The following is a 14,026-nucleotide window of genomic DNA, read 5'->3' on the forward strand; positions in this document are numbered from 1 at the left end:
GCTCGCCGGTGCGACCGCGCAGGCCCTCGGCTACCGACCCGCGCTGCTGGTGTGCGCCTTCGTCGCGGCGCTCGGTTTCGTGCTGCTGGCCGTCGGAGCCCCGTGACCTACGAGATCGCCAACTTCCTGCAGGCGAGCGCCGGTCGACGCGGGCGCGGTGCTGGGCGCGGGGCTGTTCGTCGGGGTCGGCACCGGGGTGCTGGCCATGTTCGCGGGGGCCCAGGTGCTGCAGACCGCGATCGTCGACGTGCACCTGCCGGTGCTGGGCGACGTACACCTGGTCACCTCGATCTTCTTCGACATCGGCGTGTACCTGGTCGTGGTCGGCCTGATGCTGGACGTCCTGCGCAGCCTCGGCGCGGAGATCGACCGCCAGGGCGCGGCGTCGTGAGCCCGAACCTCACGTACGTCGTCGTGGTCGGCGTGCTCGTCGCGAGCGGGGTGATCCTGCTGCTGGAGCGCAGCCTGACCCGGGTGCTGATGGGCATGGTGCTGCTGGCCAACGGGGTCAACGTGCTGATCCTCGCGGGTGGGCGGTACGGCGGCCCGCCGATCGTCGGCACGACGCCGCAGGACGAGATGAGCGATCCGCTGCCGCAGGCGATGATCCTGACGGCGATCGTGATCACGCTGGGCCTGACGGCGTTCCTGCTGGCGCTCGCGTACCGCAGCTGGCGGCTGGTCGGCCACGACGAGGTCCAGGACGACATCGAGGACCGCCGGATCATCGAGCGGGCCGAGCGGGACGTGGGCCCCGCCGAGGACGAGGACGAGGAGCCTGGCCCGTGACCGCGCTCGTGCCGTTGCCGGTCGTGCTGCCGCTGCTCGGCGCGGCGGTGACGCTGGTGCTGACGCGGTACCCGCGGGCGCAGCGCATCGTCAGCTTCACCGCGCTCACCGCGGTGCTCGGCGTCTCGGTCGCGCTGCTCGTGGAGGTGTCGCGGCACGGCACGCTGGTCGTCGCGGTCGGCGGCTGGCCGGTGCCGGTCGGCATCGTGCTGGTCGCGGACCGGTTCGCCGCGCTGATGCTGGTCGTCTCGGCGGCGGTCACGCTCTGCGTGCTCGTCTACTCGATCGGCCAGGGCATGGCGGACGGCAGCGAGGAGACGCCGCTGTCCATCTACCACCCGTCGTACCTGGTGCTCACCGCCGGCGTGACCAACGCGTTCCTCGCCGGCGACCTGTTCAACCTGTACGTGGGGTTCGAGATCCTGCTGGTGGCGAGCTATGTGCTGATCACCGTCGGAGCGACCGAGGAACGCGTCCGCGCGGGTACGACGTACGTCGTCGTCAGCCTCCTCTCGTCGTTGATCTTCCTGACCGGGGTCGGGCTGATCTACGCCGCCGCCGGGACGGTCAACATGGCGCAGCTCGCCGGCCGCTTGGACGCGCTGCCGGACGGGTTGCGGCTGATGCTCAACTGCGTGCTGCTGCTGGCCTTCGGCATCAAGGCGGCGGTCTTCCCGTTGTCGGCGTGGTTGCCGGACAGCTATCCCACCGCGCTCGCCCCGGTCACCGCGGTGTTCGCCGGCCTGCTGACCAAGGTCGGCATCTACGCGATCATCCGGGTGGAGACGCTGCTGTTCCCCGGTGGACCGACCCCGGAGCTGCTGCTGGTGCTCGCGCTGCTGACGATGCTGGTCGGCATCCTCGGCGCGATCGCCCAGTCCGACATCAAGCGACTGCTGTCCTTCACGCTGGTCAGCCACATCGGGTACCTGCTGTTCGGCATCGGCCTGGCCACCGACCTGGGCCTGTCGGCGGCGATCTTCTACGTCGTGCACCACATCACCATCCAGACGACGCTGTTCCTGGTCGTGGGCCTGGTCGAGCGCTTCGGCGGCAGCACCGCGCTGGACCGGCTCGGCGGCCTGGCCAGCCTGTCGCCGCTGCTGGCGATCCTGTTCTTCGTGCCGGCGATGAACCTCGCGGGCATTCCGCCGTTCTCGGGCTTCCTCGGCAAGCTGGGGCTGATCGAGGCCGGTGTCGCGGCGGGCGGTGGGCTGCCGTGGGCACTGGTCGCCGGGGGACTGGCGACAAGCCTGCTCACGTTGTACGCGGTCGCGCGCGTCTGGAACATGGCCTTCTGGCGCCGGCCGGCCACCGTGCCGACCGAGGCCTCGGGGCTGCCGGGCCTGATGGTCGGCTCGACCGTCGCGCTGGTGGTGGGCGGTGTCGCGCTGACGGTCCTCGCCGGACCGCTCTACGACCTGACCGTCGACACGGCCGCCGAACTGCTGGCGCGCGCGCCGTACGTCGAGGCCGTCCGGGCGGCGGCGCGATGACCGGGGCCCCGCCCGACGCGGGCCGCCGGACGCGCCGGGCGAACACCGTCGTCGCGCTGCTCGGCATGGCATTGGTGTGGATCCTGCTCTGGGGCACGTTCAGCTGGGCGAACCTGCTGGGCGGCCTGGTGGTCGCCGGGGTCGTGCTGCTCGCGTTCCCGCTGCCGCCGGTGGTGTTCGGCGGCCGGCTGCGACCGCTGCCGCTGCTCCGGTTCGTCGCCTGGTTCGTCCGCGACCTGTTCATGGCCAGCGTGCAGGTCGCCTGGCTCGCCTTCCGGTTCGGGCACACCCCGCGCAGCGCGATCATCGGGGTGCGGTTGCGGGTCGGCACCGACCTCAACCTGACGCTGACCGCGGAGGCGCTCTCGCTGCTGCCCGGCAGCCTCATCGTCGAGGTCGACCGCGACGCGGGCGTGCTCTACGTCCATGTCATCGACGTGCACGACCGCGTGCAGGCCGAGCACTTCCGCCAGGACGTCCTCGCGCTGGAGGCGCGCATCGTCGCCGCCGTGGGCGCGCCGGACGAGGTCCGCCGCACAACCGAAAGGTGAGCACCATGACCGCTGTAGCCATCACCGTCACCGTCATCCTCGCGGGCGCCGCGCTGCTGGCGCTCGTCCGCGCCGTCCGAGGACCGTCCATCCTGGACCGGGCCGTCGCCACCGACGTCCTGCTCGCGATCATCGTCGCCGCGATCGCGGCGGAGGCCGCCTACACCCGCGACGCGACGGCGTTGCCGGTGCTGGTCGTCATCTCCGTGCTCGGCTTCATCAGCTCGGTCAGCGTCGCCCGCTTCGCCGTCCGGGACGGCGAGTGAGCGCGCTCGACGCGGTCGCCGCCGTGTGCCTGATCGCCGGCGCCGCGTTCAGCCTGGCCGCCGGCGTCGCGCTGGTCCGGTTCCCGGACATCCTGTCCCGCATGCACGCGGCCACCAAGCCGCAGGTGCTCGGCCTGCTGCTGGTGCTGCTCGGCTGCGCGCTGCGGTTCCGCAACACGGTCGACATCACCACGCTGGTGCTGATCGGCGCGTTCCAGTTGACCACGGCGCCGGTGGCGGCACACATGGTCGGCCGCGTGGCGTACCGCACGGGCCTGCAGCGCGCGGACCTGCTGGTGGTCGACGACCTGGCCGACCGGCGCGACGAGCCCTAGGCGGCCAGCGGGTTGGCGACGTCGAGCTCGCCGTGGTCGACGAGCCAGCGGACCGACTCCAGGATCGCCTCCTCCGGCTCGTAGCGCGGCGCGTAACCCAGCACCGTCCGCGCCTTCTCGATGCTGACGTAGTGGTTGCGCATCAGGTGGTCCCAGCTGAACTCGGCCACGTCCGGATCGTTGGCCCGCCGGAACTCGTCCCACGTCACCGGGCGCAGCACCGCCTCCTGGCCGAACCACGACGCGGCGATCTCCGCGTAGCCACGCACGTTCAGGGCCGACGGCGCCACCACGCTGAAGTCCTCGCCCGCGGCGGCCTCGCGATGCAGCACGGCCAGTTCGAAGGCCGCCGCCACGTCGTCGGCGTGGACGTGGTGCATGAACTCCGCGCCGATGCCGGGGACGTCGAGCGGCTCGCCGGCCGACAACCGTTGCCACACCGTCGGGTCCAGGTTGCCCAGCGGGCCGATCGGGTGCCAGCCCGGGCCGACGATGTGGCCCGGGTGCAGCGACGTCGTGACCAGGCCGCCCGAGGCCGTCTCCTCCTTCAGCATCCGGGCGATGGCCGCCTTCGCGATGCCGTACCCGCCGACGGGTGGTGTGCCGTTCTCCTCGGTGATCGGCAGCTTCACGCTCGGGCCCGCGCGCCAGATCGTGCCGCAGTGCAGCAGGTGGCCGGTCTCGCCGCGCAGCCGGGAGACGAGCGCCGCCGCGGATTCGAGGTCGAAGCAGATCAGGTCGACGACCACGTCCGGCCGCAGCAGGGCGACCTGGTCGAGGAAGTAGTCGGCCGACCGGTCGGCGCTGATCTGCCGCACCGACTGCCACGCGGGGTCGTCGACGTAGCTCGACCGCTGCCCGCGGCTGATGTTGACCACCTCGTGACCGGCGCGGACCAGCCGCGGGACCAGGAACGTGCCGATGTGCCCGCTGCCACCGATGACAATGATCTTCATGGCGTCAGGCTAGGCGACGTCGGTCGCGATGGCTCGGAACCATCAGGTCGGTGAGTTCGGTCACCGAGGTCTCGGCGGCCGGCCGGTCGAACGTGATCCGGCCCTGCTGCAGGATGTTGACCCGGTCGCAGACCTGGAGGGCCTGCGCGTAGTTGTGGGCGATGATGACGATCGCGACGTCGCCGCGTGCCTTGAGGTCGGCTACCAGGTCCAAGATGATCGTGGCCTCCTTCGCGCCCATCGCGGCCAGGGGTTCGTCGAGCAGCAGGATCCGGGCGTCCGAGTAGACCGAGCGGGCGACCGCTACCGCCTGGCGCTGCCCGCCCGACAGCTTGGCCGCCTCCACCGTCACGTCCGGGATGTCGACGCCCATGTCGCGCAGGTGCTCCTCCGCCAGGCGGCGCATCAGGCGGTTGTGCAGCAGCGGGCCCAGGCGGCGCTCCCGGTTGAGGAACATGTTGTGGTAGACGCTCAGCTCGTTGACCAGCGCCAGATCCTGGTAGACGGTGTCGATGCCAAGGGAGCGGGCGTGGTCGACGCCGCGCAGCGCCACCGGGACCCCGTCGACCAGGATCCGGCCGCGATCGGGGCGGTGGAAGCCACAAATGATCTTCACCAGGGTCGACTTGCCCGCGCCGTTGTCGCCGAGCAGGCCCAGCACCTCACCGCGATCCACGTGCAGGTTGACGTCCTCCAGCGCGGTCAGGGCGCCGAACCGCTTGGCGACGCCCTCGACGACAAGAGCGGCCATCTCAGCTCCGTCCCGTCCGCCGCAACCGCGACAGGTACTGGTTCGCGATCATCGAGACCAGGATCGCGATGCCCTGGATCAGGAAGAACGGGTTCGCGCTGACGCCGATCAGGTTGAAGCCGTTCTGCAGCATCGCGAGCACGAACATGCCGAGCAGCGCGCCGACCACCGTGCCGGAACCACCGGCGAGCGCCGTGCCGCCGATCACCGCGGCCGCGATCGCCGTGAACGTGATGCGGGTGCCGCCGCCGATGTTCGGGTCGATGGAGTTGATCCGGAACGCCTCCATCAGCCCCGCGACCGCGCCGAGCACGCTGACGAGCATGAAGTTGCCGACCTTCACGCGGTTGACCCGGATGCCGGCCTCCGTCGCGCCGAGCGGGTTGCCACCGACGGAGATCGTGTGCAGGCCCCATCGCGTACGCGTCAGCACGATGTGAAAGACCGCCACGACCAGCAGGCACCAGCTCAACGACGCCCAGTCGCCGGCGCCCAGCCACGTCTGCAGCGAGCCCTTGACCGGCTCCGGCACCGCCACCGGATAGGCCTTCGAGGTGGTCAGCAGCACGCCGTAGAGCAGGTAGAACATGCCCAGCGTGGTGACGAACGACGGCACCCGCAGCCGCGTGGTGATCAGCCCGTTGACCAGGCCCACGCCGGCCGCGATCGCCAGCGCCAGCAGGATCGCCGGCACCGCCGGCACGCGGTAGAAGTCGATCGCGTAGTGCATCAGGTACGGCGCGAGCGCCGCCACCATCCCGACCGAGATGTCGATCTCGCCGCTGACCAGCAGGAACACGATGCCGACGGCGACGATCGCGGTCGGCGCCGTCGCCTGCGCGATGTTGCGCAGGTTGTCGCCGGTCAGGAACAGCGGCGACGCGGCCTGGAAATAGATCACGAGGCCGATCGCGACGACGAGCACGCTCGCCTCGCGCCGGCGGACGAACCCGTCCCAGGCCCGGCGGGCCAGCGCGGCCCCGCCGGGCGTGCGGGCGACGGCGAGACTCATCCGTGCGCGATCGGGCCGGAGCGTTCCACCAGCTTGACCGCGGTGTCGGACCCCTCGTACCGCGTCTTGGTGCTCTGGTAGGGGTCCACGTTGTCCTTCGTGACGAACAGCAGGCCGGTGTTGGTCTGTGTCGGGAACAGCAGGCCGCCGGTCAGCTTGTAGAGGTAGAGCGCCAGCACGGGCAGGAAGCCCTGCAGGTAGGGCTGCTGGTCGATCGTGTAGTCGAGGTCGCCGTTCTTCACCGAGGCCAGCGTCTCCGGCACGAGGTCGAACCCGCCGGCCACCTTGAGCCCACGGTCCCGCAGCTTGTACTTCGCCACCGTCTGCCCGACGCTCTGCGTCGAACCGGCGTCGACCGCGAGCAGCCCGGCCAGGTTCGGGTGCCCCTGCACGTAGGCGTCGATGATGGACAGTCCCTGGGTGACGTCGGCGTTGGTCGCGATCGGCGTGAACGTCACCGGCTTGCCGGAGTCCTTGAACGCCTGCTGCGCGCCGTCGATCCGCGGCTGGATGTTGAGCTGCCCGGGCGTGGCGATGAACCCGGCCACCTCTCCCGAATCCAGCACGGTGAGTGCCCGCCGGCCGAGCTCGTAGCCGGACTCGTAGAGCCCCTGCCCGATGTACGCGAGCCGGTTCGTGCCCGGGTCGTCGCGCGCGCCGTCGGCGTTGAACGACACCACCGGGATCCCGGCGTCGAGCGCCTGGTCGACCGGCCCGCGGAACGCCGCCTTGTCGACCACCGCCAGCGCGAGCCCGTCGGCCTTGGCGCTGATCGCGGTGTTCGTGGCGTCGACCATCTCCGCCACGACGGAGTTCACCGAGCCGGTCCACTGGAACTGGACGCCCAGCAGCTTGCAGGCGTCCTCCGCGCCGTACTGCGTCGGCGTGAAGAACGGGTTGGTCGTCACGTGACAGACGAAGACGAACTTCCAGGACGGCGTACGCGGAAAGTTGCCGGGGGCGCCCTCGGCCACGGCCGGGTCGTCGGAGCAGCCGGCGAGCAGCGCCGACGCGGCGAGCGCGGAGCTGAACAGGCCCGTGCCGCGGAGCAGCCGGCGGCGGGTCAGCGCGTTGAGCGGGAGCGTCTCGACGGCCTGCTCGACCGTCGGGTGAAGGTCACGCATCGCGGGTTCCTTAGGGGACGAATGCGCACGAGAGAAGGGTGTGGTGCGCGGTCGTCCGCCGTGTGGGCAAGAGGTTAGGACCGCCGGGACGGCCGCGTCAACGGTCCGGGACATCGAACATCTCAATATGAAAACGAATGAGTGCAATCGTATGCGGTCACGGGTAGCGTGCCGGCTTACCGGAGGCCCCACAGGTGGTCGTCCGCCTCTGTCGAAGGCCTCCGGGACCCCCTCGACACGGAGGAGGCGAGATGGTTACCCGTTCCTGGCGGCCTGTCCTGGCCGCCTTGGCGACACTGGCACTGGTCGGGGCGTGCAGCTCCGGCACCGAGGAGCCGACCGAGAACGAAGCCGTCCAGCCCGCCACGACGTCGTGCGCGAGCAGCGGCGACCTGACCATGTGGGAACGCTCGGGCGGCAACAAGCAGATGGTCGATCTGCTGGTCGAGGCCTGGAACAAGAAGAACCCCGACTGCAAGATCAACCTTACGTACATCCCGCACACGGAGATGGTCGGCAAGATCGCCCAGGGCATCGCCTCCGGCGAGGTGCCCGACCTGATGGGCATGGACCTGATCTACGCGCCGCAGTTCGAGAAGGCGCAGCAGCTCGTCGACCTCACCGACCGCATCAAGAGCTGGCCGGAGCTGGCGACCGCGAGCAAGGGCCACATGACGGTGGCGACGTTCGAGGAGCGGCTCTACGGCGTGCCGCTCTACGCCGACGTCTCCGCGCTGTTCTACAACAAGGACCTGTTCGCCCGCGCGGGGCTCGACCCGGAGAAGCCGCCGACGAGCCTCACGGAGCTCCGGGAGTACGCCGACAAGATCACCGCGCTCGGCGGCGACATCAAGGGCTACTACCTGCCCGGCAACTGCGCCGGCTGCAACATCTTCACGGTCGGCCCGCTGATGTGGGCGTCGGGCGCGAAGATCGAGGCGGTCGACGGCAACGACGAGCCGCTCACCGGCGACGGGGTCAAGCAGGTGCTGCAGTTCGCCCGCGACATGGTCAAGGCCGGCAACGTCCACCAGGGCGACCGCGCCGAGAACGGTGAGACGTTCCACCTGCAGTTCGGCACCGGCAAGGTCGGCATGATGGGCACCGGCAACTTCAACATCACGCTGGCCCGGCAGCAGAACCCCAAGATGAAGTTCGGCATCGGGCTCCTGCCCGGCGCCTCGCCGAACTCCTCGGCGTCGTTCATCGGCGGCGACCTCGTCGTGGTGCCCCGCGGCAGCGAGCGGGTGGCCGACGCGGTCAACTTCATGAAGTTCCTGCTCTCCGACGAGGTGCAGGTCGAGGTCTACGCGAAGGCGCTCAACCTGACGACCCGCACCGACATGACGAAGAACAAGTACTTCGAGGCGGAGCCGCTCGTCCAGGACGTCGCGAAGGCGCTCGAGGTCGGGCGCACGCCGTACACGCTGACGTTCTTCGAGCAGATCAACTCGCCGCAGGGGCCGTGGTTGCAGATGCTCCAGAAGGCCTACTACTCCGACGAAGACCTCGACAAGGTGATCGCCGACGCCAAGACCGCCATGAAGAACGTGGCCAGTCAGGGCTGATGGTGCGCCAAACCCGGAAGAACAGCTTGGTCGGGCTCGCGTACATCGGCCCGGCCTTGCTGTTCGTGCTCGTCTTCACGGTCTATCCGTTGGTACAGATGGCCTGGATGTCGCTGCACAACTGGTCGCTGATCACGCCGCCGCGCTGGGTCGGCTTCGACAACTACACGCGGGCCTTCGACGACCGGCAGTTCTGGGTGTCGTTCGGGTTCACGCTCGAGTACACCCTGATCATCACGCCGATCCTGATCGTCGGCGGCTACCTGCTGGCGTTGCTGCTCGCCCGGAACTCGCCGGTGCGCCGGCTGACCCGCACGGTGGTGTTCACGCCGGTCGTGATCGGGCTCGGCGTCTCCAGCCTGCTCTGGTACTGGCTGTTCAGCACGGACTTCGGGTTCGTCAACAAGGCGCTGCAGGCCCTCGGCGTGATCGGCGACCCGGTCGTCTGGCTCGGCGTCGACGCCGACCGGTCCAACCTGGCCATCATCGCGTCCGTGGTGTGGAAGGTGATCGGCTTCGGCATGATCCTGTTCGTCGGCGCGATCCAGGCGATACCCACGGACGTGACGGAGGCGAGCCTGGTCGACGGCGCCAACGCCCGGCAGCGGGTCACCCGGATCGTGCTGCCGCTGACACTGCGCACCGTCCTGCTGGTCACCCTGCTCAGCGTGATCGGCTCGCTGCTGGCCTTCGACCAGTTCTACATCATGACCGCCGGCCAACCACAGAACGAGACGGCGACCTCCGTGTTCTTCGTCTACCTGAACTCGTTCCCCTACCTCAAACTGGGCTACGGAGCCGCGCTCTCGATGATCCTGGCGCTGACGATCCTCGCGTTCACCGTCGTCCAGCTCCTGCTGACCCGCCGGAGCCACGAATGAGAAGGCACCGCTATCTCGTCGCCGCGGTCTGCGTCGCGCTCTGCGCGGTGATGCTGCTGCCGCTGGTCTTCTCGGTGCTCGCCTCGCTGAAGCCGACGGCGGAGGCGGCCGCGTCACCGCCGACGTGGTGGCCGGACGCGTTCAGCCTGGACAGCTACGACCGGCTGTGGAACTACCAGCAAGGTCTGCCGGTGTACCTGTTCAACAGCTTGTGGACGGCGGTGCTGACGATCGTCTTCACGCTGGTGCTCACCGTCCCGGCGGCGTACGGCCTCGCCCGGTTCCCCGTGCCGGGCAAGGAGGTCATCTTCGTCGTGCTCCTGCTGGCGCTGATCGTGCCGTACCAGGCGCTGCTGACCCCGATGTTCCTGATGTTCGCGAAGGTCGGCCTGACCAACTCGCTGGTCGGGCTCGCCGTCGTGCACACCGCGATCCAACTGCCGTTCAGCCTGTACGTGCTGCGCAACAGCTTCGCCGCCGTGCCCCGGGAGCTCGAGGAAGCGGCCATCGTGGACGGTGCATCGTCTGTGCAGGCACTGCGCCGGGTGTTCCTGCCGGCGACCGTCCCGGCCGTGGTCACGGTCGCCCTGTTCGCGTTCATCATGAGCTGGAACGAGTTCCTCGGCGCCCTGGTGATGATGAGCAAGAGCTCGAAGTTCACGCTGCCGCTGGTGCTCGCGGCGGCCCGCACGGAGACCAGCCTCGGCGGCACCGACTGGGGCATGCTGCAGGCGGGCATCACCATCTCCGTCATCCCGTGCGTGGCCGTCTACCTCCTGCTCCAGCGCTACTACGTGTCCGGTCTGATGAGCGGAGCTGTCAAATGACTGTGCTGCCGACCGCCTCCCGGCTGCGACCGCTCGGCGGTGTCGACGTCACGATCCACGATGGACTCTGGGCGGAACGGCTGCGGACCAACAGGGAACGCACGATCCCGCACGGGTACGCGCAGCTGCGCAAGGTCGGCACGCTCGACAACCTCCGGATGGCGGCCGGCGCGGCGGCGGAGTACCGGGCCAGTGCCGACTCCGGCGGCGCGGTGCTGCCGTTCCTCGACTCCGACGTCTACAAGTGGCTCGAAGCGGTCGGCTGGGAGCTGGGCACCGCACCCGACCCGGAGCTGGCGGCCGCGGCGGACGAGGCGATCGGCGTCGTGGCCGCGGCCCAGCGCCCCGACGGTTACGTCAACAGCTTCGTCCAGGTCCTGCGCGACGGGCAGCCCTACCGCGACCTGGCCTGGGGCCACGAGCTCTACTGCGTCGGCCACCTCGTGCAGGCCGCGATCGCCTGGCACCGGGCCCTCGGCGACGACCGGCTGCTGCGGATCGCCACCCGGGCCGTCGACCACGCCGACGCCGCGCTCGGCGAGCAGAGCGGTCGCGACGGCATCGACGGCCACCCCGAGATCGAGATGGCGCTGGTCGAGCTGGCCCGGGTCACCGGTGAGGGGCGCCACCTGGCGCTCGCCGCCCGGATGCTCGACCTGCGCGGGCACGGGCTGCTGGGCGACGGCCGGTTCGGGCCGGCGTACTGGCAGGACCACGCCCCGGTGCGGACCGCGACCGAGGTGGCGGGGCACGCCGTCCGGCAGCTCTACCTCGACTGCGGCGCTGTCGACGTGGCCGTCGAGCGGGGCGACGACGCCCTGCTGGCCGCGGTGCGGCGCCGCTACGACGACATGGTGCGGACGCGCCGTTATCTGACCGGCGCGCTGGGCAGCCGGCACCGCGACGAGGCCTTCGGCGACCCCTACGAGCTGCCGCCCGACCGGGCCTATGCCGAGACCTGCGCGGCCATCGCGAGCGTCCTGCTGGCCTGGCGGCTGCTGCTGGCCACCGGCGAGCCGGGCTACGCCGACGACATCGAGCGCGCGATGCACAACGGCGTGCTGTCCGGGCTGTCCCGGTCCGGCACGGAGTTCTTCTACGTCAACCCGCTGCAGCGCCGCACCCACCGCACGTTCGAGCCGGCGGGGCACAACCAGCGGATGCCGTGGCAGGCGTGCGCCTGCTGCCCACCCAACCTGATGCGGCTGCTCAGCTCGTGGCCGCAGTACCTGGCGACCGGCGACGACAGCGGTCTGCAGATCCACCAGTACGCCACGGCGGAGGTCCGCTCCCCGGCCGGCGCGGTGACCGTGCACACCGGATATCCGTGGGAGGGGCGGGTCGTGGTCGAGGTGGTGCGGTCGTCGTCGGCGGGGCCGTGGACGCTGTCGCTGCGGGTGCCGGGGTGGTGTGCCGGTGCGACGCTGTCGGTGGCGGGTTCGGAGCCCGCCCCGGTGGCGGCCGGCTACGCCCACCTGACCCGCGGGTGGCAGCCCGGCGAACGGGTGACCCTCGACCTCGCGCTGCCGGTGCGGCGCACTGCGCCCGACCCTCGGGTGGACGCGGTGCGCGGCTGCGTCGCCTTCGAGCGCGGCCCGATCGTCTACTGTGTCGAGTCGGCCGACCTGCCGGCCGGCGTGGTGCTGGAGGACCTGCGGTGCGCCCCGGACCGGGAGGCGGTCACCGTGCCGCGACCCGACCTGGGTGCGGGAGTGGTGGGACTCGACGTGCCGCTCGCACCGACGGGCACGGTCCCGGCGATCCCGTATTTCGCCTGGGCCAACCGGGGCGCCGGCGGGATGCGGGTCTGGCTCCCGACGGGTGGCGATGACACGGGCGGGCCGCCGCCTGCTGGATGACCAACGCCAGGACCGGTCGCATCATGGCCGAAGCGACGCCTTGCCGCCCGCGTTCAACGGCGGCGTGGGCGGCTGTGGTCGGCGGCATGGCCGCTTGCGGTCCGGCCGCATCAGGGGCCGGGCGGTCGTGGTGGTGTCCGCGCTCAGCGGCGGCGTGGGCGGGCCGTCGACTCGCGGACGATCAGCTCCGGTTTGAAGATCTCCAAAGCGGGCGTGCGCCCCGCGTCGGGGTCGCGGGCCAGGGTCACGGCCAGGTTGACCGCGTGGCTGACGATCTTCGCCGTTGGCATCCGGGACGTGGTCAGGGCCGGCACGGTGTGACTCGAGATCTGGATGTCGTCGAACCCGACCACCGAGAGCCGGCCCGGCACGGTCGCGCCGACGCTGTGTGCCGCGTGCAGCACCCCGACGGCGATCAGGTCCGTCGAGGTGGCGACCGCGGTCGGTGGCTCGGGCAGGGCCATCAGCCGGCGCAGGGCGGCGTCGCCGCCGGCCATCGTGTTGGGGCACCGCTGCAGGTAGCCGTCGGGCACGCCGCCGAGGTGGTCGGTCATGAAGTCGGCGTACGCGGACTCGCGTACCCAGAAATCGCCCGGCAGCTCCGCGCTCAGGAACGCGATCCGCCGGTGGCCGAGGGACCGCAGGTGGGCGAGACCCGCCTGGATGCCGGCCCGGTCGTCGGTGTCGGCGCTCGGGAACTCGAGCGGGCTGGTGCCCTGCCAGAGCGCCACCACCGGCACGTGGGAGCTGCGCAGGTCGTCCAGGAGCTGTGGGTGCACGCGCACGTCGCCGAGCACCACGATCGCGTCCGTGTGCCGGGTCTCGAGCACGGAGGTCAGCGGGATCGCCTCCTCCAGCCCGGGGTGGACGTGGCCGAGGACGACGTTGTAGCCGTGCCCCATCGACTCCTTGACCAGCGCCTCGATCGCCTCGGCGAAGAACGGGTCGCTGAAGTCCCGGACGACCACGCCGATCAGGTTGGTCGACGCGCCGCGCAGCCCGCGGGCCAGCGGGTTGGGCCGGTAACCGAGCCGCCGCGAGGCCTGGATGACCCGCTCCCGGGTCGCCGGCGCGATCGGCACGCGGGTTTCGACGCCGCTGAGCACGCGGGAGACGGTGCTCTGCGAGACGGCGGCCGCGGCGGCGATGTCCTGCATCGTCGGGACGGACCGGCGCGGGGCCGGCTGCTCGCCCGCGTTCTCGGTCTTGGGCCGGCGCGGGCGCGGCGGGGGAGCCATGCCGTGCAGGTTACCGCGTGCGATGCGGTCATACGATTGCATGCAGGCGAAAGCCACGCCGCGCATCGATTCAGACAACGACTTTGGCGCGGTTCGGGATGCTATGCGCGCACCGGCCGCCAAGGGCCCGAAAGCAGCGCCCGGTAGGCCGCCGGCGGCGAGCTAGGCGGGCTGGGTCTGGGTGGGCTTCAGCCCGAACCGGAACGTCACGTCCGGCATCCGGCGCAGGCAGCGGATGCCCCACGCGGCGCAGACGATCACCATCAGGACCGTCAGGGCTCAACATCTACCAGCAGAGCCTCGGCACGCACATCGTCGCCGACGTGGCGGGCTACTACAACGCCAACGCGGCGGCCCCGATCGGCAGTACCTA

The 14,026-nt window shown here is 70.6% G+C and carries 14 protein-coding genes and 1 pseudogene; 10 read left to right on the plus strand and 5 right to left on the minus strand.

Annotated features, from left to right (window positions below; genetic code table 11):
• Positions 1-142 precede the first annotated feature (142 nt).
• From AB0H87_RS26340 to mnhG, 6 genes and pseudogenes are all read left to right on the plus strand, one after another.
• A pseudogene (locus tag AB0H87_RS26340) lies at positions 143-391 on the plus strand (MnhB domain-containing protein); the annotation flags it as partial.
• Positions 388-789, plus strand: a complete 402-nt coding sequence (locus AB0H87_RS26345; protein WP_360150922.1) for a Na(+)/H(+) antiporter subunit C — start codon at positions 388-390, stop codon at positions 787-789. The pseudogene AB0H87_RS26340 and the gene AB0H87_RS26345, both read left to right, overlap by 4 nt.
• Entirely contained in the window at positions 786-2,285 is a 1,500-nt protein-coding gene (locus AB0H87_RS26350) for a Na+/H+ antiporter subunit D (protein ID WP_360150925.1), read from the plus strand. The genes AB0H87_RS26345 and AB0H87_RS26350 overlap by 4 nt, the downstream gene beginning before the upstream one ends.
• Positions 2,282-2,836, plus strand: a complete 555-nt coding sequence (locus AB0H87_RS26355; protein ID WP_360150928.1) for a Na+/H+ antiporter subunit E — start codon at positions 2,282-2,284, stop codon at positions 2,834-2,836. The genes AB0H87_RS26350 and AB0H87_RS26355 overlap by 4 nt, the downstream gene beginning before the upstream one ends.
• A 5-nt stretch (positions 2,837-2,841) precedes the next feature.
• Positions 2,842-3,102: a monovalent cation/H+ antiporter complex subunit F gene (locus AB0H87_RS26360; protein WP_360150931.1), complete on the plus strand. Its 261-nt coding sequence runs from the start codon at positions 2,842-2,844 to the stop codon at positions 3,100-3,102.
• Complete coding sequence (mnhG, locus tag AB0H87_RS26365; protein WP_360150934.1) at positions 3,099-3,437, plus strand: monovalent cation/H(+) antiporter subunit G; 339 nt, start codon at positions 3,099-3,101, stop codon at positions 3,435-3,437. The genes AB0H87_RS26360 and mnhG overlap by 4 nt, the downstream gene beginning before the upstream one ends.
• Here mnhG and AB0H87_RS26370 read toward each other — a convergent pair.
• Genes AB0H87_RS26370 through AB0H87_RS26385 form a run of 4 tightly spaced genes read right to left on the minus strand, consistent with a single transcriptional unit; the run spans position 3,434 to position 7,280 of the window.
• On the minus strand, positions 3,434-4,393 hold the full coding sequence (locus AB0H87_RS26370) for an NAD(P)-dependent oxidoreductase (RefSeq protein ID WP_360150937.1): 960 nt from the start codon (positions 4,391-4,393) through the stop codon (positions 3,434-3,436). The two genes, mnhG and AB0H87_RS26370, sit on opposite strands and share 4 nt — an antisense overlap.
• Positions 4,394-4,397: 4 nt before the next feature.
• Entirely contained in the window at positions 4,398-5,144 is a 747-nt protein-coding gene (locus tag AB0H87_RS26375; RefSeq protein ID WP_360150939.1) for an ATP-binding cassette domain-containing protein, read from the minus strand.
• Position 5,145: 1 nt separating this feature from the next.
• Complete coding sequence (locus AB0H87_RS26380) at positions 5,146-6,156, minus strand: ABC transporter permease (protein ID WP_360150942.1); 1,011 nt, start codon at positions 6,154-6,156, stop codon at positions 5,146-5,148.
• Positions 6,153-7,280, minus strand: coding sequence for a sugar ABC transporter substrate-binding protein (locus AB0H87_RS26385; protein WP_360150945.1), 1,128 nt, complete (start codon positions 7,278-7,280; stop codon positions 6,153-6,155). Before AB0H87_RS26385 ends, AB0H87_RS26380 begins: the two co-directional genes overlap by 4 nt.
• Positions 7,281-7,531: 251 nt before the next feature.
• Here AB0H87_RS26385 and AB0H87_RS26390 point away from each other — a divergent pair, with 251 nt between their 5' ends.
• From AB0H87_RS26390 to AB0H87_RS26405, 4 genes are read left to right on the plus strand one after another with little or no spacing between them, the layout of a single operon-like run.
• Complete coding sequence (locus AB0H87_RS26390; RefSeq protein ID WP_360150948.1) at positions 7,532-8,848, plus strand: sugar ABC transporter substrate-binding protein; 1,317 nt, start codon at positions 7,532-7,534, stop codon at positions 8,846-8,848.
• Positions 8,848-9,729 carry a sugar ABC transporter permease gene (locus AB0H87_RS26395; protein WP_360150951.1) on the plus strand — a complete coding sequence of 294 codons (882 nt, stop codon included), beginning with the start codon at positions 8,848-8,850 and terminating at the stop codon, positions 9,727-9,729. The genes AB0H87_RS26390 and AB0H87_RS26395 overlap by 1 nt, the downstream gene beginning before the upstream one ends.
• On the plus strand, positions 9,726-10,556 hold the full coding sequence (locus AB0H87_RS26400; RefSeq protein ID WP_360150954.1) for a carbohydrate ABC transporter permease: 831 nt from the start codon (positions 9,726-9,728) through the stop codon (positions 10,554-10,556). The genes AB0H87_RS26395 and AB0H87_RS26400 overlap by 4 nt, the downstream gene beginning before the upstream one ends.
• The gene (locus AB0H87_RS26405) at positions 10,553-12,415 is read left to right on the plus strand and encodes a beta-L-arabinofuranosidase domain-containing protein (protein ID WP_360150957.1); all 1,863 of its coding nucleotides are present in this window, start codon (positions 10,553-10,555) and stop codon (positions 12,413-12,415) included. The genes AB0H87_RS26400 and AB0H87_RS26405 overlap by 4 nt, the downstream gene beginning before the upstream one ends.
• A gap of 143 nt (positions 12,416-12,558) precedes the next feature.
• Here AB0H87_RS26405 and AB0H87_RS26410 read toward each other — a convergent pair whose 3' ends face one another.
• A complete protein-coding gene (locus AB0H87_RS26410; RefSeq protein ID WP_360150960.1) occupies positions 12,559-13,653 on the minus strand; it encodes a LacI family DNA-binding transcriptional regulator in 1,095 nt (364 codons plus the stop codon).
• Between the last annotated feature and the right edge of the window lie 373 nt (positions 13,654-14,026).

Source organism: Asanoa sp. NPDC050611 (assembly GCF_040654855.1).
Lineage (GTDB): Bacteria > Actinomycetota > Actinomycetes > Mycobacteriales > Micromonosporaceae > Asanoa.